The sequence below is a fragment of the Vibrio sp. M60_M70 genome (assembly GCF_037162085.1).
Classification (GTDB): Bacteria; Pseudomonadota; Gammaproteobacteria; order Enterobacterales; family Vibrionaceae; genus Vibrio; species Vibrio diabolicus.
This window is the reverse complement of record NZ_JARLUL010000001.1, coordinates 1,016,925-1,037,376: the sequence shown is the minus strand read 5'-3', so window position 1 is coordinate 1,037,376 and position 20,452 is coordinate 1,016,925. Positions and strand designations below refer to the sequence as shown.

General features: G+C 45.7%; 20 protein-coding genes and 1 pseudogene. 14 read left to right on the top strand and 7 right to left on the bottom strand.

Annotated features, from left to right (window positions below; translation table 11 throughout):
- Nucleotides 1-82: 82 nt before the first annotated feature.
- From P4S59_RS04910 to P4S59_RS04900, 3 genes are all read right to left on the bottom strand, one after another.
- Entirely contained in the window at nt 83-1,450 is a 1,368-nt protein-coding gene (locus tag P4S59_RS04910) for a TrkH family potassium uptake protein (RefSeq protein WP_337168038.1), read from the bottom strand.
- Nucleotides 1,447-2,109 (bottom strand): potassium channel family protein, encoded by a 663-nt coding sequence (locus tag P4S59_RS04905; RefSeq protein ID WP_006742864.1) that lies wholly within the window; start codon nt 2,107-2,109, stop codon nt 1,447-1,449. Before P4S59_RS04905 ends, P4S59_RS04910 begins: the two co-directional genes overlap by 4 nt.
- Before the next feature lie 252 nt (nt 2,110-2,361).
- A complete protein-coding gene (locus tag P4S59_RS04900) occupies nt 2,362-3,570 on the bottom strand; it encodes a DEAD/DEAH box helicase (RefSeq protein WP_046874220.1) in 1,209 nt (402 codons plus the stop codon).
- 176 nt (nt 3,571-3,746) lie between these two features.
- On the opposite strand from P4S59_RS04900, the gene P4S59_RS04895 reads away from it, so the two are divergent.
- Entirely contained in the window at nt 3,747-5,051 is a 1,305-nt protein-coding gene (locus P4S59_RS04895; RefSeq protein ID WP_164666897.1) for a hemolysin family protein, read from the top strand.
- Nucleotides 5,052-5,060: 9 nt separating this feature from the next.
- Here P4S59_RS04895 and P4S59_RS04890 read toward each other — a convergent pair whose 3' ends face one another.
- The 4 genes from P4S59_RS04890 to P4S59_RS04875 all read right to left on the bottom strand — a co-directional run bounded on the left by P4S59_RS04890 (nt 5,061) and on the right by P4S59_RS04875 (nt 8,767).
- Nucleotides 5,061-5,801, bottom strand: a complete 741-nt coding sequence (locus P4S59_RS04890) for a transglycosylase SLT domain-containing protein (protein ID WP_006742867.1) — start codon at nt 5,799-5,801, stop codon at nt 5,061-5,063.
- Nucleotides 5,802-6,021: 220 nt separating this feature from the next.
- Nucleotides 6,022-7,266, bottom strand: coding sequence for an NAD(P)/FAD-dependent oxidoreductase (locus P4S59_RS04885; protein ID WP_317387623.1), 1,245 nt, complete (start codon nt 7,264-7,266; stop codon nt 6,022-6,024).
- A gap of 7 nt (nt 7,267-7,273) precedes the next feature.
- Nucleotides 7,274-8,341 carry a methyltransferase gene (locus tag P4S59_RS04880; protein ID WP_337168037.1) on the bottom strand — a complete coding sequence of 356 codons (1,068 nt, stop codon included), beginning with the start codon at nt 8,339-8,341 and terminating at the stop codon, nt 7,274-7,276.
- A gap of 27 nt (nt 8,342-8,368) precedes the next feature.
- Nucleotides 8,369-8,767: a hypothetical protein gene (locus P4S59_RS04875; protein ID WP_005390458.1), complete on the bottom strand. Its 399-nt coding sequence runs from the start codon at nt 8,765-8,767 to the stop codon at nt 8,369-8,371.
- A 77-nt stretch (nt 8,768-8,844) separates the two neighbouring features.
- On the opposite strand from P4S59_RS04875, the gene P4S59_RS04870 reads away from it, so the two are divergent.
- From P4S59_RS04870 to P4S59_RS04810, 13 genes and pseudogenes are all read left to right on the top strand, one after another.
- Complete coding sequence (locus P4S59_RS04870) at nt 8,845-9,573, top strand: beta-ketoacyl synthase chain length factor (protein ID WP_145474318.1); 729 nt, start codon at nt 8,845-8,847, stop codon at nt 9,571-9,573.
- A complete protein-coding gene (locus P4S59_RS04865) occupies nt 9,570-10,337 on the top strand; it encodes a lysophospholipid acyltransferase family protein (protein WP_182019111.1) in 768 nt (255 codons plus the stop codon). The genes P4S59_RS04870 and P4S59_RS04865 overlap by 4 nt, the downstream gene beginning before the upstream one ends.
- Nucleotides 10,338-10,350: 13 nt before the next feature.
- A complete protein-coding gene (locus tag P4S59_RS04860; RefSeq protein ID WP_005382278.1) occupies nt 10,351-10,611 on the top strand; it encodes a phosphopantetheine-binding protein in 261 nt (86 codons plus the stop codon).
- A gap of 15 nt (nt 10,612-10,626) precedes the next feature.
- Nucleotides 10,627-10,884: an acyl carrier protein gene (locus P4S59_RS04855; RefSeq protein WP_005382279.1), complete on the top strand. Its 258-nt coding sequence runs from the start codon at nt 10,627-10,629 to the stop codon at nt 10,882-10,884.
- Nucleotides 10,884-11,443 (top strand): annotated as a pseudogene (locus tag P4S59_RS04850) (hypothetical protein). The gene P4S59_RS04855 and the pseudogene P4S59_RS04850 overlap by 1 nt, the downstream one beginning before the upstream one ends.
- A 4-nt stretch (nt 11,444-11,447) precedes the next feature.
- Nucleotides 11,448-12,848, top strand: a complete 1,401-nt coding sequence (locus P4S59_RS04845; RefSeq protein WP_337168036.1) for an AMP-binding protein — start codon at nt 11,448-11,450, stop codon at nt 12,846-12,848.
- Nucleotides 12,849-12,858: 10 nt separating this feature from the next.
- Nucleotides 12,859-13,227: an ApeI family dehydratase gene (locus P4S59_RS04840; RefSeq protein ID WP_145532332.1), complete on the top strand. Its 369-nt coding sequence runs from the start codon at nt 12,859-12,861 to the stop codon at nt 13,225-13,227.
- The gene (locus tag P4S59_RS04835) at nt 13,220-14,926 is read left to right on the top strand and encodes a glycosyltransferase family 2 protein (protein WP_337168035.1); all 1,707 of its coding nucleotides are present in this window, start codon (nt 13,220-13,222) and stop codon (nt 14,924-14,926) included. Before P4S59_RS04840 ends, P4S59_RS04835 begins: the two co-directional genes overlap by 8 nt.
- A complete protein-coding gene (locus tag P4S59_RS04830) occupies nt 14,910-16,463 on the top strand; it encodes an HAL/PAL/TAL family ammonia-lyase (protein ID WP_005396014.1) in 1,554 nt (517 codons plus the stop codon). Before P4S59_RS04835 ends, P4S59_RS04830 begins: the two co-directional genes overlap by 17 nt.
- The gene (locus P4S59_RS04825) at nt 16,463-16,909 is read left to right on the top strand and encodes an acyl-CoA thioesterase (protein ID WP_005388315.1); all 447 of its coding nucleotides are present in this window, start codon (nt 16,463-16,465) and stop codon (nt 16,907-16,909) included. Before P4S59_RS04830 ends, P4S59_RS04825 begins: the two co-directional genes overlap by 1 nt.
- On the top strand, nt 16,909-17,529 hold the full coding sequence (locus tag P4S59_RS04820) for a LolA family protein (RefSeq protein ID WP_029837307.1): 621 nt from the start codon (nt 16,909-16,911) through the stop codon (nt 17,527-17,529). The genes P4S59_RS04825 and P4S59_RS04820 overlap by 1 nt, the downstream gene beginning before the upstream one ends.
- A complete protein-coding gene (locus tag P4S59_RS04815; RefSeq protein ID WP_337168034.1) occupies nt 17,501-19,843 on the top strand; it encodes an MMPL family transporter in 2,343 nt (780 codons plus the stop codon). The genes P4S59_RS04820 and P4S59_RS04815 overlap by 29 nt, the downstream gene beginning before the upstream one ends.
- Nucleotides 19,840-20,451: a DUF3261 domain-containing protein gene (locus P4S59_RS04810; RefSeq protein WP_337168033.1), complete on the top strand. Its 612-nt coding sequence runs from the start codon at nt 19,840-19,842 to the stop codon at nt 20,449-20,451. The genes P4S59_RS04815 and P4S59_RS04810 overlap by 4 nt, the downstream gene beginning before the upstream one ends.
- Nucleotide 20,452 lies beyond the last annotated feature (1 nt).

Below are 20,452 nucleotides of genomic sequence, written 5' to 3'. Positions count from 1 at the left end.
CGTCCCACATATTTTATAAATGTACGAGCACTGCTATTAATCAGTGCTCGTTATGGTCGGTGGGGTGCAGATAAACGCTACTTTACCCTGTAAGAACGGCGTCTTCTGGGTACTTGATTAAGGTAGGTTCAGGGCGGGCCAACATGTAGGCAAGCGTGAGTGGCCCGATACGACCAATGATCATTACCACGATCATAATGTACTTGCCAGGTTCAGAAAGCTCAGCCGTCAAACCAGCGGTAAGTCCTACCGTCGCAAATGCGGAAATGGTTTCAAACATGACCTTATCAAAGCTTGCCTTCTCTGTGAGCATCAATAAAAACATCGCGCTTGTCAGAATGGCGCCGCTCACAACGATAATGGCGAGTGACTTAGTCACGGTTTGCCAGTTTACGGTTCGTTTAAACATAACCACGTGTTTCTTTTGGCGCAAAAAGGTCCACGTAGCCATGAACGCAACGGCAAATGTGGAAACCTTAATACCGCCCCCCGTTGAGGTGGACCCAGCACCAATCAACATCAAAACAATCATGATCAATAACGCTGGCTGGGTAAACTGCGCCAAGTCGACACTGTTGAATCCGGCCGTTCGAGCACTAGCGGATTGGAAGAAAGCCGCCAACCATTGACCCGTCAAAGGTAACGATTCCATTGTATTTGGGTTACTCCGCTCGAGTAACCAAAACATCACCGTCCCAACGAGGAGCAATATCGGTGTCGCGATAAGCATGATTTTGGTATGAAGATGCAAAAAGTGGAAACCTTTACGCCAGTTCAGCCAGATATCTCCGACAACAGTAAAACCAAGCCCACCAAAAATGAATAACCCGGCCAGGGTAAAGATAACCAGCGGGTCATTCACAAAGCTCATCATGCTGTCCGAAAACAGAGCAAACCCTGCGTTGTTAAACGCAGAAATTGCATGAAATAACGCGTAAAACATGCCGGTTTGCCAGCCAATTTCAGGAACCCAACGAATGGAAAGGAAAATAAACCCAATAGATTCTGCGACAAGCGCAAAAATCACAATCCGCTTCACCAGTCGGTTTAAGTTGACCTGTCGATCTTGCCCTAGCGCTTCTTTCGCTAACGCTTGCTGGCGTAAGCTTAAACGCACACCAAACATATAGAGTAAAACCGCCGACAACGTCATCTGTCCCAACCCACCGATTTGCATTAAAAACATCAGCAAGATTTTTCCGGCTAACGTAAAGTGCTGCCCGGTATCGACAACACCAAGCCCTGTCACACTGATGGCGGATGTTGCGGTAAACAAAGCGTCCGTTATCGAAAGGCCCGTAACAGAAAAAACCGGCAAAGTTAACAGCACGGCAGAAGGCAGCAATACACCGAGAAAACTCAGCAATATAATCCGCGGCTCGTTACCCTTTGCTTTTTCTCGTTTACCATCTGGCGCGTAAAAAACGCCTTTTTGATGAAACTGCGTCATAGTGATTTTAATTTATTTGCCAGCGCATCTTGCGGGCCAACCACAATAATGAGATCGCCAATTTCCAGCTTGGTATTAAGGTCTGGCGCCTTGGTAATTTCTGGGCCCCGTTTAAACCCGAGTACTTGCACACCGTCAACTTTGCACAGTGCTAGGTCACTTAATGTCTTACCCATCCAACGAGATCCAATCACAAACTCCGTCATGGCTAAGCCACTACCTAAAGGGTGGAACTCAAGAACCCGTTTATCGAGCATTTTACGCGCGACACGTATCCCCATGTCACGTTCAGGCATGATAATGTGGTCCGCACCAATCTTTTGCAGGACACGCGCTTGAAATCGATCGTTGGCTTTAACCCATACTGACTTCACTCCCGCTTCTTTGGCGATCAGTGTGGCGAGAATACTGGCGTTAACGTCCGCTCCGATAGCAATCATCACCATGTCGTAATCATCGAGCTTAAGCTCAGCAACCGTCTCTTCGTGAGTACAATTAGCCACAATTGCCTGACTAACAAAACTGGCAGCTTCTTTGACTCTGTCTTCGTTGATATCAACCGCTAAAACTTGAGCTCCTGAATCTTGTAGCTCTTTACACACTGCCAAACCAAATCGGCCAAGACCAATAACGGCGAATTGCTTATCACCTGTTTTCATTTATGCCTCATCTTATGCATTCACTAGCAAGCAAAAAAGTCTGCGCCCATTCCTAACCTTGTGCAAACCTGAGGACAGAGAATTGACAAAAGCTTTACGAAAGCTGACTCACTTTGAGTGTTAAGCGTATGACATAAATTAACTTTTTCCTCATTACGGCATAAAAGCCAACACTGTCAACCCATGAGTGAGTCTCCCTAAAACGCAAAAAGCCGCAACAATGCGGCTTTTGGATCGTAGAGATAAAACAGGCTATTTTGATTCGCGCTTATCGTGCGGTTTACGCTTGTTCTTAGGTACGTAATTTAAAATAGAAATCGGCACTGGCTTTCTTGGTGCAAAGCCGTCAATTTCCACTCGCTCTAGCAAGTGCCCTAAACGGCTCTCGATCATACAAAGGTTTTTAAAGTCATCTTTTGAGACTAATGAGATCGCTTCACCTTGTGCGCCAGCACGACCGGTACGACCAATACGGTGTACATATTCATCTGCTGGATACGGCAAGTCATAGTTAATAACAACGGGCAAGTTATCGATATCAATACCGCGCGCTGCAACACCAGTAGCAACTAGGTACTGGATTTCACCGGCTTTGAACTTTTCTATTAATTCCTGGCGAACACGCTGATTACGGCCACTGTGAAACGCTTCAGCCACAATGCCGCGCTTTTCAAGTTGGCTAACAAGCTTGGCAGCACCGTGTTTGGTTTCAATAAATACCAGTACTTGTGACCAGTCGTTTTCTTTGAGCATGTGACTTAACAGCGACGACTTCATGTCCTTATCGACGGTGGTGATCCACTGCTTGATGTTCGACTTAGATGCACTGTGTTTTGCAATCGTGATCTCTTCCGGATCAATAATCGCGTTTTTCGCCAAATCACGAACAGGGTTAGATAGCGTTGCCGAGAATAGTAGACTTTGAACATGTTCTGGCATGCAATCAACGATCTTATCGATCGCATCGATGAATCCCATGTCCAACATTTTGTCCGCTTCATCAAGCACTAGCATTTCCACTTCATCAAAGTGAATAGCGCGTTGACCGTACAGGTCAATCAAACGTCCCGGCGTACTTACCACAATATCGACACCCTCGATCAAGGCTTGTTTTTGTGGCGCATAATCCACACCACCAAACATCGCCATTGAGCGCAGCGGTAAGTTTTTACCATAAGCTTCAATGCTTTGATGAACCTGAAGCGCAAGTTCGCGTGTGGGCGTAAGAATAATAGCGCGAGCGCGTTTTTTACGTTGCGTTTCGCCTTGACTAAGCTTTTCTAAGATTGGTAGAACAAAACTGGCCGTTTTACCTGTCCCCGTTTGTGCTGCAGCAATTAAGTTGCTACCACGCAGTACGATTGGAATGGCTTTTTGTTGGATAGAGGTCGGTTTTTCATAACCTAGCGCTTTTACTGCATCAGTAATCGATGCGCTTAAACCAAGCTTAGAAAATGGCATAGAAACGTCTCAACAGAGGAAATGGGCGCGTAGTGTATCAGAATCCCAGTGAAGTAACAGAAGGATTCATGCGCGTAGAGCCCGATAATAGAGCGCTGCATGATTTACTCGCAACATCACATTTCTTGCGCGTGAATCTAGTTATGCTGCTAACGTGTACATTACTGGGAAACGTTATGGACGTATTACTGCTGGTTGGATTAATCGCACTCAATGGCGCGTTTGCGATGTCAGAGATCGCTCTAGTCGCAGCCAAAAGCGGAAGGCTAAAATTAATTGCAGAACACAACGCCTCTGCCGCTTTAGCGCTCGAACTTAAAAACAATCCGACTCAGTTTCTTTCCACGATCCAAATAGGCATTACCGTGATCGGGCTACTAAGTGGTATTTTTGGTGAAGCAACGCTCTCAGTACCATTCGAAAATTGGCTAGTAACCCAAGGGCTAGAAAGAGAGATAGCAACGGTACTTTCAACGACCAGCGTCGTGCTCATGATCACCTACTTCGCGATTGTGGTGGGAGAGCTCGTTCCCAAGCGCTTTGCACAAAACAACGCAGAAACCATCGCTATTATCGTAGCTTACCCGATCCACTGGCTCGCCAAGCTCACCACTCCTTTTGTCTTCTTATTGACGTTTTCAACCGATACTTTTCTCCGATTATTGCGCCAAAACGACAGCAACGGTGAGATTGTTACCGAGGAGGATATTTTTGCTATTGTTAGCGAAGGCTCTGAGTCCGGTGCGATTGAGCCACAAGAGCAATTGATGATTCGCAACTTACTCCACCTTAACGATCGTTTAGCATTATCGTTAATGACACCACGGTGCGATATCCATTACCTGGATGCCAACCAACCTATTGATGTCATCCTTACTGACCTTCGCCAAACCCAACACTCCGTATGGCCAGTCTGTAAGGGTAGTTTGGACAATATTATTGGTACCATTTCATCCAAAGTCCTGCTCGATGAATATGACGAATTGTCTATCAGTAAACTGGCTAAACAGCTCAAGCGTCCGCGTTTTGTACCCGAGTCCATGAAAGGATTACCTCTCCTTAACTACATGCAACAAACCAGTGCGGAAATGGTCTTTATTGTCGATGAGTATGGTGATGTACAAGGCCTAGTAACCCTTTACGACTTGTTAAAGTCAATTGCTGGAGAACTGGGCATGGCACCACAGCAAGTGTGGGCCAAGCAACAAAAAGATGGCAGTTGGTTGATGGACGCGTTGATCCCGCTCAATGAGCTCAAGAATAAACTCGAACTGAGCAGCATAGAAGGCGAAGAGCGAGAAGGCTTTCAAACATTAAATGGGCTTTTGACATGGCTTTATGGTCGAGTCCCAAATGTTGGGGAGCACATTCACTACCAAGGTTGGCGATTTGACATACTCCTCGTTAAAAAACATCGCATTATGCAAGTCAGAGTCACCAAAGACACCGATACACCAACCAACAATAGCGAAGTTGAATAAAACACGGCCCTATCCCATCAAATTGGGCTGTAAACCTTTCTCTAGTTTTTTCCGTACTTTATAGGAAACATCATTAAGCGTGATTTTTCCTGTATTGTGACGATCGATACCCGCATTTTGTCGGTATGCAATCGAGCCTTGCTTGAACAAAACGAAAGAAGACGGTTTGCCAATCGCAGCAGGATAGAGAATTGCCATATACGCATCTTCCAGGCTATTGATTTTATGGCGATATGGCCAGTAATAGGCTTTTACATAGTCAAGTTGCTCGACCGCGCTCATCCTCGCAAGAGTTTTCGTACTCACTCCTAATGACTCAGCGGTAGAGGGCATAAATTGAATTAACCCTGTCGCCCCACTTCCTGAACCATTTTTGATGCTTGGACTGAAGGTTTCAGCGGTTTCAAATGCCATGCAGGCCATCAGATGATTAGGGTTGATCTCCAGCTCTTCACTAATACGAATGACTTTGCATTTGAACTCTGGAGAAACTTTGCCTCCCCACGCCACCGCGTTCTCGGGATCAACAACCGAAGAGACAGTTGGCGCGTCGTGTTCTTTGACAATTCGAGAAAGTAAAGGAAGTGTTTGGCGCAGTCGATGGTTCGAACTCACCAAGCGAATTGATTTGGCAAGAAACTTATCTTTTTTTTGGTGCAGTTTTTGGAACTTTACTAATTTATACAGTTGCTTATAAACCGTTTTCACAACGAAGCCGGATTTAGGGAACACTCCCAAAATGTAATCCATTTCCTACACGTTTAATATAAATATCAGCAACAATGAGTATGTATGTGATCATAATCACTATAAATTTTCTCAAATTCGATACACCTCGAAACAAGTGGTCAAGATGTCTCCAGTAAGCTCGAAGTACAAATAAAAAGGTATTGTCGAGAATAAAAAAGGTCTTACCAATTTCTCGGTAAGACCTAGGTTTACGCATCCTCAGCTAAGAGAATTTATACTCTTACAGTTCCGCTTCTCGAACCAGCTCAGCGAGCGTCGACAAACGTTGTTCGCTTTGTTTTACGTAAGGGTTGTTTGTATCCCAAGCGTACCCAGCCAAAATCGCGCTAATCATCTGCTTAATACGTGGATTCGGGTTTTGGTAGAAAATCACATCTTGCAATGTGCCGTTGTACCACCCCTCCACATAAGTACGGAATGTGTTCACCCCCACCATCAAGCGTTCCGAATACTCTTCTTGCCAGTCAACCACTTCACCATTTAATTGACGAGCTACGCAATCGGCCGCAAATTCCGCCGATTTCATGGCGATAGTGACACCCGATGAAAATACAGGATCAAGAAACTCGCCGGCATTACCAAGCAGTGCGTAGTTTTCAGTCGCTAAGCGTTTGACGTTCGCTGAATAGCCACCCAACTCGCCTGCTGGATTTGGGTAATTCGCATTTCGCAACAAAGAAGCCAACCCCGGCTCTTCATTCGCCAACTGCTGCAAAGCTGCAAGCTTATCTTCTGGGTATTGCTCGAAAAACTCAGGCTCACCCACCACACCAAACGAACATGTACCATTCGAGAATGGAATTAGCCAGTACCATACATCGTGATTTTCAGGATGCACGGAAATCAGAATTTTATTACGATCGTACTCTGGCTCTTGTGGAGAGATACGATCTTCAATGTGAGTAAATATCGCTTTTCTTGGAGGAAGACAAGAAGGCTCTTCAAGATCCAACAAGCGTGGCAAAACACGGCCAAAACCACTCGCATCCAAAACAAAATCAGCTTCGATTTGATACGCCTGCTTATCGGATCCAACCACTTCTAAGCGCGATTTTTTGCCTTCAAACGCCAAGCTAACTAGCTCATGTTGATAACGAATATCGACGCCCTGCTCTGCGGCACTGTCGGCGAGCACTTTATCAAAACTGGCACGTTGCACCTGAAACGTCGTACCCGGCCCTGGGGTATATTTGTCCGTAAAATCGAACTGGGTGTAAACACCATTGCGACGAAATGCAGCGCCATCTTTATATTGGAAGCCAAACTGCTTTACCGCATTGGTCATTCCGGCTTGCTCGACAACTTCCATACATGCAGGAAGCAGGCTTTCTCCGATAGAGAAACGTGGAAAGGTGGCTTTTTCTATGACAACGACATCTATGCCACGCGATTTTAATAACGCAGAAACGGTGGAGCCAGATGGGCCCGCTCCTACGACGACAACTTGCTTGAGCTCTGTTTTCATTCTGAATTTAGTTTGCTTGTAGTTTTAATAAGGTGTGACCAAGGCCAATGTTGTCGGTTCTTTCGACGACAGATAAACCTGCCGCTTCAACAATTTCTAAGAAATCATCACTGCGATAAAAACGACCATTGCCGTTGGCTAAACAGGTAAAGTAGAGAGAGGTTGCATTAAGACTATAGGAAGCGCCCGCGTATTTTTGGGCATTCCAAAATAGCTCCAATACGTAAATAGTATCTCCCTTCATTAACTGGGCTTTGACTTTTTTAAGGATATTTAGGATCTCAATTGGGGAAAAGCAATCCAAGAACTGGCTCATCCACCATACGTCAGCATGCTCAGGCAATGTTTGTGCTTTATCAAGCATGTTGGCAGGGTATGGACGTACACGCTCGGCGAACTGGTTTTCTGAGACATTTGACATCGCCACTTCTAATTGCTGCGGCAAATCGACAATGGTAACTTCAACATCAGGATCATGCTTACAACACTGAATAGCCCATTTCCCGGTATTTCCGCCAATATCCACGAGGTGCTTTGGCTTGCTTGCAAACACTTCTTTAAGCAGTAATGGAAACGAGCGATCCGAATAGAAGTGATCGAACTTAAACCAACTCTGTTTGGCTTGGTCTGGCAGCGTCGACAGACCTTGATAAATCGTCTCCCAATTGCCCAACTCTTTCAAACCAGAAGGCTTACCTTCTTGAATCGCTTCCGTCAGATGCATCATCGCGGCGTAACAGACATCAGCCGTAAAGTCCATGTTTGCGTTCGTCATACCATCGTGAAGAAGGTAAAAACCAAGGTTCGCAAGCGAATAGTTAGGTCTTTCCCATAAAACAATATGTGCGCTAATCGCCATATCCAACAATACTTTGACACCATATTCTGACACGCCCGTTTTCTCGGCAATGTCCGTGGCACTCATGCCTTGTGAACCAGCGCTGTCTAGCGCGGCTAAAATACCTAAATCTCGGAGCGTTCTGGCGGTCTGGAACACGATTGGTGCAAAAGATAACTTCTGAGCTTCTGTTTTTGCTTCAAAAGCATTAAAAGGGTCATTATTTTGATTTAACACGGAAAAACCTAACTGCAATTAATATTTTTATTGTTTAGACTGAGAGCCTAACAATGCAATAGCTCGTTGAATATCAACATTCAAGTTGTTTATCCAACGATTGTAATTGCGATGGATTTTGCCATCACTGGCTTTTAGATTTACTGAGTTGAGATAAATAATTGAGTAATATTTGTTGTTATATGGAATTTTTACTTCTGCAAAGTGTTTACGAACGTGAATTTTTGCAATAAGAACGCCTGGGCTTACTTCTTCAATCGTCCAACCTCGGTTAGTTGCCGATTGCACAATGGCCATTTTTACTTGTTTATTTTGAAGATCATAAGCAACTGGAGTATCCTCCACATTCATTACAGGTTGTACTCGTCCACAACCGACAAGAAGCAAAGTTAATAATAACGAGACATACAGCTTAAAACGCGACATGATAATTTCCTTTTTTATTATGACTTTGGGTAAAGCCCAATTTGTATCGAGCTGTAAAATAAACAATTTAACCCAATATGCCAAACTCGAAGATCAACATTTCGTTCAATATTGATGCGTGGACAGCGAATTCATTCGGTTTATCCGAATCCAATGAATGGAAACAATGGGCAACAGAGATAACATGGCCAGAAGATGGCAAAATCAATGTTGCAGATATTCCTGCGATGATGCGCAGAAGAATGAGTCCACTTAGCAAACTGGCAGTGCAAACGGCAATCGAATTGCTTAATCAACATCAGGTTGATTACCTCGTATTTTCGAGTCGTCATGGCGAATTGCATCGCAGTGTTGCGTTAGTTAAAGATATTATTAACGGTGAAGAAGCGTCTCCGATGGCTTTTTCTCAGTCAGTGCATAATACCGCCGCAGGGCTTGCCACCATTGCAACCAAACAGCCCATCCCCCTAACTTCGATCGCTGCGGCAGAAAACACATTCCAAAGTGCAATATTAGAAGCATGGCTGTTTTTGTCCGACAATCCTGACAAAAAAGTCCTGCTTGTTGATTTTGATGAGCCTATGCCTGACTCTTATTTAGAATATGAAAACCAACAATACCAAGGGTTTGGACTCGGCTTGATACTTTCTCATGGAGATAGCTTCACGGTGCAAAGCGGCATCAGTGCAAAATGCTCAAACCACCCGTTGCCACAAGGCTTAGCGTTTTTGCAACACTACTTGTCAGATGAAAATCAGTGGACTATTCACGCTCCGCAACAAATTTGGGAATGGCAAAAGCAATGAGTCGCTTAAATCAGTATTGGCGTGTGCTAGCAACCGGCTTTTGTTTTTCAGTATTTGGGTTAGGTGGTTTAGCACTAAGCTTCATTGTTATTCCGACCATTCGTATTTTCGTTTCGGATCAAACGGAACGTGAATATAAAGTTCAAGGTACCATTCGATATTCATTCAACACCTTTTGTAAATTGATGAAGTTAAGTGGAGCAATCGATTACGAAATTATTGGTGCCGATATTCTTCAACAAGATCGTAATTGTTTAATTGTTGCCAACCATCCGAGTTTAATCGATTACGTTCTCATTGCTTCACAATTAAATCGCTGCGACTGTTTAGTAAAATCGGCAATATGGTCGAATCCTTTTATGAAGCACATCGTAAAAGCAGCCGGATATATTCCCAATGAAGCGCCGGATGATTTATTAGCACTTTGTGATGAACGATTTAACAAAGGCAACGTGTTGCTTATATTTCCTGAAGGGACAAGAACAACACCAGGTGTAGAACCAAAATTACAACGCGGCGCAGCACAAATTGCGGTAAGAACAGAACGAGATTTAAGGGTTGTCCATATTACGGTAACGCCAAGTTTCCTCACAAAAGAGAAAAAATGGTATCAAGTACCGGCAACAAAGCCTTTTTTCAGGGTTGAAGTTAAGGATAAAGTTGAGATTGACCCTTTTATAAAGCAAACTACGTCGCCGACAATAGCGGCGCGACGCTTACAACAGCACCTAGCTGAAAACATTTTTCCAGAAAACTTTTATTAATAAGCAGGTCCCAGTGGAACAGTTACACAACGACATTAAGCAACTTATTATTGATGCTTTAAACCTTGAAGATTTAACCGTAGATGATATTGAAACGGATGCACCACTTTTTGGTGATGGACTTGGCTTAGATTCTATCGACGCGCTTGAGCTTGGACTCGCAATAAAAAAACAATACAACATCGTTATTGATGCCGACGACTCAAATACGCGCGAACACTTTGCTTCTGTAGCAAACCTAGCGAAATACGTTTCTTCTCAAACTAATGAATAAGTTGTAGGTATATTCATGACTGATGTAAATAAAGATCAAGTATTTGAACAAGTTAAAGATGCGCTTGTTGAGCTGTTCGAAATTGACGCAGCCGACATTCAGTCAGATGCGCACTTATACCAAGATCTCGACCTTGATAGCATTGACGCCGTTGATTTGGTCGTACACCTACAGAATGTCACTGGCAAAAAAATCAAGCCAGCAGAGTTTAGTGCTGTAAGAACCGTTGACGATGTGGTTAACGCCGTCACTGAGTTATTGAAGGAAAGTTAATGCGCCAATTGCTGACTGGTCTGTCTGCAATTGTACTGTTTGCCTACCCCTTCGCCGTCTATTTCGGTATAGATAAATTTGGCTTGAACTTAGTCGGGGGCTTGTTAATTGCTGCGTTACTTTTGCGTGTTTTCGTCGCAAATAAGACCCCACTAAAAGAGTTTAAATTCTTGGCGCTCGCTACGGGCGCTGTTGGCATTGTTCTAATTACACTTGGCATGGTGTTTAAACAACACGGGTGGCTTCAGTTTTACCCTGTGGTTGTCAATGTATGTATGCTGTGTGTCTTTGGACTGAGCTTGAAACAGCCGCAATCAATCATTGAAAGGCTTGCTCGCTTGCAAGAACCAGAACTACCGCCAAGCGGCGTTGCTTACACTCGCAAAGTGACGATGGTTTGGTGCGTTTTTTTGTACTGAATGCCGCTTTTGCCCTCTATACCTGTTTCCTGCCAGTAAAAATATGGACGCTGTATAACGGTCTGATTAGCTACTTACTTGCTGGTAGCTTGTTCGCCGGAGAATGGATCGTGCGTCAATTTGTTCGAAAGGAACACTAATCGTATGAATACAACGTATTCGAGCTTTACCTCACTGGCGACCTTGTTCAGCACAAAGAGGTATGAGCAATCCCCTGTCTCTTACGATCGCGACACAGTTATCACTTGGGGTGATTTCCAGAAGCACGTCGCAACGCTTGCTCAGCAGTTAGAAACCCAGCCAACGCAAAACATTGCGTTGTGTTTTGGCAACAGCTACCTATTTGCCGTTGGCTTTTTTGCTTGTTGTCACGCAGGAAAATCCATTGTATTGCCTGGTAATTACCAACCAGAAGCACTCAAAGAACTCAGTGAGCACTACGATTTATTACTGCACGATGCCGATGTCTCGGTTCCAGAACAGGTGAGTTCGCTTTTAATCGAAGCTAGTTCATTGTTAGAAACCACATTGACTAACAAACAACAGGTAAACCAACCTTATGTTTGGCGTGAATTGAATCTGGCACAAATACCAGTGACGCTATTCACTTCTGGTTCAAGCGGCAAACCAAAAGCCATTGCAAAAACGCTGAAGCAGCTCGATGTCGAAGTGTCTATTCTAGACAACCTATGGGGCGACACGGTTGCCAACACACGCGTTGAAAGCACCGTCTCTCATCAACACATTTACGGCTTGCTGTTCCGCGTATTGTGGCCTTTGTGCTCTGCACGTCCATTTTCAGCACACAACCTTGAGTTCCCAGAGCAAATTGTCCATCACGCCGATGCTGACACCGCGCTAGTAAGTAGCCCTGCGTTACTTAAACGACTCAGTGAGGAGCATAATCCGGTTGCAATTCGGTGCGTATTCTCTTCTGGAGGCCCCTTGCCAAACCAAGCCGCGCAACACAGCCAGCTGTTGTTTGGGTCACTTCCTATTGAAGTTTTTGGCAGCACAGAAACCGGCGGCATCGCTTACCGTCAGCAGCACGTAGCCAGCACTCCTTGGACGTTATTCCCAGGTGTTGAAGCAAAGCTTAACCATGAAAATTGTTTAAAGCTCCGCTCGCCACACATTGATGAAAACACTTGGTACCAAACTGCGGATGAATGCTATTTCCATGATAGTATTTCTTTTGAATTGCGTGGACGCACTGACCGAATCGTCAAAGTCGAAGAAAAGCGTATTTCCCTTGTCGAAGTGGAAAAACGTTTAGAGCAACTGCCGTGGGTTCAAGAAAGCGTGGTGATCCCAATGGAAGAATCAGGTCGCCTCACGTTAGTCTCGATCATCGTACTTAACGATAAAGGCAGCGATGTGCTTGATGAACTTGGTAAAGGCAAGTTCTGGCTTGAGCTTCGCAAGGCACTGCGCAATTGGTTAGAACCGATCGCTATACCGAGAAAATTCCGAGTGGTCGACGAAATTCCATTGAACAGCCAAGGCAAACGCCAAGTTGCTGAAATTGAAAAATTATTCCAATAAAGCTAGTAACATGGAAAAAAGAAAACCAACTATTCAGAATATTGAAGTGAGCGACCACACCGCGGAGCTGTCGCTGCGTGTGGATGCTGACATCTTAGATTTCCAAGGTCATTTCAGTCACTTCCCTCTTTTACCCGGCGTCACTCAAATTGATTGGGCGTTGTTCTACGCCGTTCAATATTTGAATACTCCCAAGATATTTAAAGGAATGGAAGTCATCAAATTTCAAGAGCCGATTCTGCCAAACACCGACGTTTGTCTCTCACTCTCTTGGGACAATGAGCGCGAGAAATTGACCTTTAAGTACACATCGAAAAACGGTGAAACCTTGGTGACTCACTCTTCAGGCAAAATGAAACTGGGTGAGTCACGTGAGTGATTACCGTCCCTGCTTTTTAATTCCTTGCTACAACCACGGCAGCACAATTGCAGACGTGGTTGCATCGTTATCCTCTTTCGATTTGCCAGTGCTGGTCGTGGACGACGGCAGCAATGAAGACACCAAACAAGCGCTTTCAGCGTTGAGTGAGCAAGGACTGATAAAACTGACTAGTCTGAGTGAAAACCAAGGCAAAGGTGGCGCGGTGATGGCTGGCCTACATCAAGCTCACCAGCTTGGTTTTACGCACACCATTCAAATCGACGCAGACGGTCAACACGACCTAGAAGCACTACCCAAATTGCTCAGCGCCAGCGAAACAAAACCAGATAACCTGATTTCTGGCCAACCGATATACGACGAGAGCGTACCTAAATCCCGTTTGTATGGTCGCTACGCTACGCACGTTTGGGTGTGGATAGAAACCTTGTCACTGTCTATCAAAGACAGTATGTGCGGTTTTCGCGCCTACCCAGTGGCGAAAACGGTCGCCGTGTTGAACAAGTACAACATCGGCAAACGCATGGATTTTGATATCGAAATTCTGGTGCGAATGTACTGGGAAGGCGTCGATATTGATTTTGTTCCAACGCGCGTGATCTACCCTGAAGGTGGCATTTCCCACTTCGACGCATTGTGGGATAACGTCAAGATAACCTGGATGCACACTCGCCTATTTTTTGGCATGTTGCCGCGCATTCCTTCGCTACTCGCCAGAAAGCGCCGTCACACAGACGACAGTAATGCCCACTGGTCGAAACGAAAAGAACAAGGCACGATTTTAGGCATCAAAACCTTGCTCGCGGTTTACCGCTTGTTCGGCAGAAAAGCGTTCGACCTGATTTTAAAGCTAGTCATGCGCTACTACCACTTCACGGGTAAATCAGCCCGCGAAGCGTCTGAGATTTACCTGCAAAACTTGCAGCGCTACGCAGCGCAGCAGAACATCACACTACCAAAACAGTTGGACAGCTATCATCATCTGCTTTCTTTTGGGCGAACCATGCTCGACAAACTGGCAGCATGGCAAGGTGACTTTAACGTCGACAACCTAACCATTCACGGCCAGCATCATTTCGAAGAGATGGCGCAGAAAAAACAAGGCGTGCTCATTTTAGGCTCGCACCTTGGCAATATCGAACTCTGCCGCGCGCTTGGTCGTCGACACTCTCATGTCAAAATCAATGCCTTGGTATTTACCCAACACGCTGAACAATTTAATGCGGTAATGAAGGCGGTAAACCCAAATTCGGAACTGAATCTGATTCAAGTCAGCTCAATGGGACCAGACACCGCGATTCTGCTTCAACAAAAAATCGAGCAAGGCGAATGGGTAGTGATCGTTGGCGATCGCACTTCCACCAGCAAAGAAAATCGTGTCGTTTGGGCAGATTTTCTTGGTAAACCCGCACCATTCCCGCAAGGCCCATTCATGCTGGCCTCGGTATTAAAAGCGCCGGTTTACCTACTCTTCGGCCTACGCGACGACGAAGCAAACACTCCGCATTTTAATGTGTACTTTGAACACTTTAGTGACCAAATCACGCTACCGCGCAAGGAGCGTCAGCAGGCACTAGAACACGTTGTTCAACAGTACGCCCACAGATTAGAACACCACACACTGCAAGCGCCGTTACAGTGGTACAACTTTTTTAACTTCTGGACTTTAAGTAATCAGCCACATGACAAACAACAATAATCACAACATCACTTTTGGTGCCCAATCTTTAACCATCGAAGATGTCGTTGCCATTGCTCAAGGTGCAAAGGCAAACATGAACACCTCGCCAGAATTTACCGCGAAGATCGATCGTGGCGTGGCGTTTCTGGAACGATTACTGAAAGAAGAAGGTGTTATTTACGGCGTGACCACGGGTTACGGCGATTCATGCACTGTGGCGATTCCACCCGCTCTTGTAGATGAACTTCCGTTGCACCTTACGCGCTTCCATGGCTGTGGCTTAGGTCAAATCCTCTCTCATGAGCAAGCTCGCGCGGTGTTGGCGACACGTTTATGTTCATTGTCGCAAGGCGTATCTGGCGTGTCTCACGATCTGTTGAACCAAATCGTTACGCTTATCAATCACGACATTGCGCCGCGTATTCCACAAGAAGGCTCGGTGGGTGCAAGTGGCGATTTAACGCCTCTGTCTTACCTAGCGGCGACCTTAATTGGCGAGCGTGAAGTGCTTTACAAAGGCGATGTGCGACCAACACAAGAAGTGTTTGCAGAGCTGGACATTGAGCCAATTCGCCTAAAACCAAAAGAAGGTTTGGCGTTAATGAACGGTACATCCGTGATGACTGCCCTCGCCTGTCTTGCCTACAAACGCGCAGAATACCTAGCGCAGCTTTGCACCAAGATTACCGCGATGGTCTCTGTGGGTATGCAAGGTAATGACTTCCACTTTGATGAAGCATTGTTTGCGGTAAAACCTCACCCTGGTCAACAGCAAGTTGCGGCTTGGCTGCGTGATGATCTCAATGCTGAACGTCCGCCACGCAATAGCGACCGACTGCAAGATCGCTACTCGCTGCGTTGCGCGCCACACGTAATTGGCATGGTGCAAGACTCACTGCCTTGGCTACGTCAATTGATTGAGAATGAACTAAATAGTGCCAACGACAATCCAATTATCGATGGCGACAACGAGCGCGTTCTGCACGGCGGTCACTTCTACGGTGGTCATATCGCAATGGCGATGGATACGTTGAAAGTGAACATTGCCAACTTAGCTGATTTGCTGGACCGTCAGATGGCGCAACTGATGGATTACAAGTTCAATAACGGCCTGCCGTTTAACTTAACTGGTGCAGAAGGCGAGCGTAAACCTATCAACCACGGCTTTAAAGCGGTTCAGATTGGTATCTCAGCTTGGACGGCAGAAGCCTTGAAAAACACCATGCCAGCGAGCGTTTTTTCTCGCTCAACCGAATGTCACAACCAAGACAAAGTGAGCATGGGCACCATCGCGGCTCGTGATTGCCTACGCGTACTTGAGTTAACAGAGCAAGTTGCTGCGGCTTCACTCCTAGCAAGCGTTCAAGCGGTTGAGATTCGTCGCCGTCATAACGAATTGGACGAACACCACATGAGTCAGAGTTTGCGAGTAATTCGTGACGCCGTACTGAGCGAGTTTGAATTTGTGATTGAAGATCGCCCATTAGAACAAGATTTGCGTCATTTCATTGAACGCATTCAGCAACGTCATTGGCCACTCTACGCGGAGGTATAATGCAAGAGCAGGTTCTCTACCCATTAGAAGCGGAGGTGACTATGGTCACCTCATTCCAAGATGCTGACCCGATGGGCGTGATTTATCACGGCAACTTCTTTCGATATTTTGAAGAAGCGCGTCGTGTGCTGATGGAGAAGATCCAATACAGCTATCGCGATATGCAAGACTCTGGGTACATGTGGCCGATCATCGACACGCGCGTTAAATACGTGAAGGCGATTCCGTTTAATCACACCATTCGTATTACCGCGCAACTCACGGAGTGGGAAAACCGCTTACGTGTGGATTACGTGATTTACGACGCCGAAACGAATCAACGTATGTGCAAAGCGCATACAACGCAAGTCGCCGTATCCATTGAAAAGCAAGAGATGTGCTTTGTGTCTCCAGCAGTCTTTTTAGATAAAGTAGAGCAATGGCACAACCATGGGAGCCTGAACTAATGCAAAAGTGGTTACTCTCTTTTTTGCTGATATTTTCTGTTTCAGCACTGGCAACACCGACAGTAAATGTAACGGATTTGGCATCGCTTCAACAGCAGTTGTCTCAGCATGAAATCGTACGCGGAAATTTTACGCAGCAGCGTCATCTGGAAATGTTTAGTCAACCTTTAACCTCTAAAGGTCAGTTCACACTGAGCAAAACACATGGCTTGTTGTGGCAACAAACAGAACCTTTCGCAGTCAATTTGGTATTGACGGAAAACAAACTTCGTCAGACTTTTGCCGACCAAGCTCCGAAAACGATCTCTGCAGAAGAAAACCCAATGGCGTTCTACTTTAGCCATGTGTTTTTATCCGTGTTCCACGGGGATACTTCTGCACTGCAAGAACAATTCACACTCGATTTTTCAGTAGAGAACAATCAGTGGCAGCTCATTTTAGTGCCCAAACAGTCGCCATTAAATGCGGTGTTTCAATCCATCACTCTTTCCGGTAAAACGCACATTGATCGCCTAACCCTACAAGAGCTGCGCGGCGATAAAACCGAAATCACGTTTACGAACCAGACCTCTCTACCTCAGGAACTCACGGATGCCGAAGACGCTCAATTCCGTTTCTAAACTCAGTCTCGGCACTCACACCTTTGCAATTGTTTGGCTCAATCTCGTTGTTTTAGCGGGCGCGTTGCTACTCAAACAATGGGTTTGGAGTGCAGAATCTCCGATTGAGACCAACATTTTAAAACTACTGCCGAAGAACCAACAAAACCCGGTGGCTGAGCAAGCCTTTGAGTCGGTCTCGGCAAGTATGAGCGACAAAGTCATTTTCGTGATCACAGCGCCGGACAAAAATGCCCTTTTTGCAGCGGCCGCTGAATTTGATAAGGGGTTACGCCAAAGTAATCATTTTCGCGATGTGGTAGGAAAAATCTCACCTCAAGAACAGCAAGCTTGGGCGAGTTACTACTTTAAGCACCGCTTCCAATTGCTGACGCCTGAACAACGAGAGCGTTTAAGCCAAAATCCAGAACAGCAAGTGCAGCATGTGATTCAGTCTCTGTACAACCCGTTTTCTGGGGTGACTGGGCAAGAGTTACAAAATGATCCTTTCTTGCTATTTCGTGATTATTTAAGCCAAGTTACCCAGCAATCGTCCTCTTTCCGGTTGGATAACGGCTATCTGTCCGTCGAAAAAGACGGTGCTCAATACTTGCTTATTACTGCTGAGCTAAAAGACTCGCCTTATAGCCTAACTGGGCAGCTTGCAGTCCCTGATATTCAATCGCTAGAACAAAGCGTCGCGCAGAAATATGGTGCTGAAGTCTCACATACTGGCGTTCTATTTTACGCCGACTTTGGTACGCAAAGTGCCAAATCGGAGATCAGTACCATCGGTGTGTTCTCTCTGCTCGGTATCATTGCATTGTTCGTGTTGGTCTTTCGTAGTGTGATGCCAGTGTCTCTCGCACTGCTTTCCATCACCATTGGTTTGCTCGTTGCGTTGTCCGTTACGACGTGGATTTTTGGAAAAGTCCATCTGTTCAGCTTAGTGTTTGGCGCAAGTTTAATCGGCGTGTCTATCGACTACGCATTCCACTACCTAACCGAACGTCTTGCGGCGGGAAATGAATGGGATAGCGAGCAAGGGTTAAAGCATATTTTCATCGCTATCACACTTGGCTTAATCACCAGTTTGATCGGCTATTTGGGCATGTTAGTGGCACCGTTTCCTGGTTTGCAGCAGCTTGCGCTGTTTTCATCCATTGGTCTGATTGCCGCTTACATCACCGTGGTGGCTTGGTATCCGATACTGGCTCGTAACCCATCGCGCACCATTTCGAATTTACCGGGACAATCACTGTTGGCGAAATGGTTAACGCTTTGGAATCAACCTCGAATTAAAGTCGGATTACCGATGTTATGTGTGGTTGCGAGTGGTTTTTTCTTGCTGCAATTGAACTACGATGACGACATTCGTCTGCTGCAAACGATGCCGAACGATCTCAAGCAGCAAGAAACCTTGACTACGACGCTCAGTGGCATGCAATCTTCGCAGCAAATGTTGGTCGTTACCGCCGACGATGACGAAAACCTAATGAAAAAGCTGGAGTCTTTGACGCCAACTTTAGAAGCGTGGAAAGCGGACAGCACCATCGAAAGCTACCAGAGTCTGAGCCGCTACTTGAGCTCAGTGGAGCGTCAGCAACAAGACTATCAATTGATTCGCGATCTTTACGCAACACAATCCAGCCCACTTGCATCCGGACTGGGCTTAAATAAAAAGCCGAAAATGGACGCCGACTTTATCCCTGTCACGGTTGATCAGTACTTGCAAAACCCAGTATCAGCGCCTGTGCGTTTTCTCCATTTGGGTAAAATTAAAGGAAAATCGGCAACGGTAGTGGTGTTAAACCAATTGCAAGACTCCGCCGTTGTTAAGTCTTTTGCCAAATCGCAGCCTGACGTTGTCTACCTAAACAAAGCAGAAGAAATTTCCGCCCTATTTGGTGAATACCGAATCAAAATCATGGAGCTGTTGGCAGCCGCCAGTACTGTGATCTTTCTGGTGTTAATCAAGCGGTACGGTCTGCAACACAGTTGGCGAGTTTTACTGCCATCATTGATTGCTTGTGCGTGCGGTCTGGCAACGGCTGTCGCGATGGGAACAACATTAAACCTGTTCAACTTGCTTGGCTTAGTACTCATTCTTGGTATCGGGATCGATTACACTCTTTTCTTTGCCGAGAAAGCGCGCAGCGTGAGCACACTATTGGCGATCACCCTTTCGGCAATAACCACTGTGCTGTCATTTGGGTTGCTGTCACTAAGCCAAACTCACGCGATTCACAGTTTCGGCATTACGGTGTTAAGTGGTATTTTTGTTGCTTGGCTGCTCTCTCCGATTGCGATTAAAACAGAGGAAACGACGTCATGATTTTTAACCATGCTTTTCGCTGCGCGACGTTAATCGTACTGAGTCTGTTTTTAAGTGCATGCAGCTTGGTACCTCACCAATCGACGCCTCAGGTCGACATTGACGAGCACACCCAAGTTAGCTTGCCCACTCCCGCAAGCTTGGGCTATCAGTTGTCTGCCAGTCAGTTGATTACGGCTTCTTGGGCAATAGATGGTAAAACCACATCTGAGCAACTTCCGGTACAACTGCAAGTAACCAACAACGAAGTGGTGCTGGCAGGCTTCTCATCCTGGGGGACGAGAGTACTCTCACTGTCTTACGATGGAGAACAAATTCAAACCGAAGTGCTCAACGGTTTACAAGGTTCGCTACCGCAGCCAGAACAGGTATTATTTAACCTGATGATCACGCTCTGGCCGAGTTCCGCTTGGGAAGGATCGTTAAATGAGGTAAGGTGGCGAATTATTGATAAAAATAATTCTCGCGCCATCTTTGATAGCGACGGTGAAAAGATCATTGAGATTCAATACAGCTCTTCTAACAAGTTAGAGGGTAAGATTGATTTTCATCACCTCAAACATCAGTTTTCAATTTCTATTCAAACACTGCAACATCAGATTAATTAAG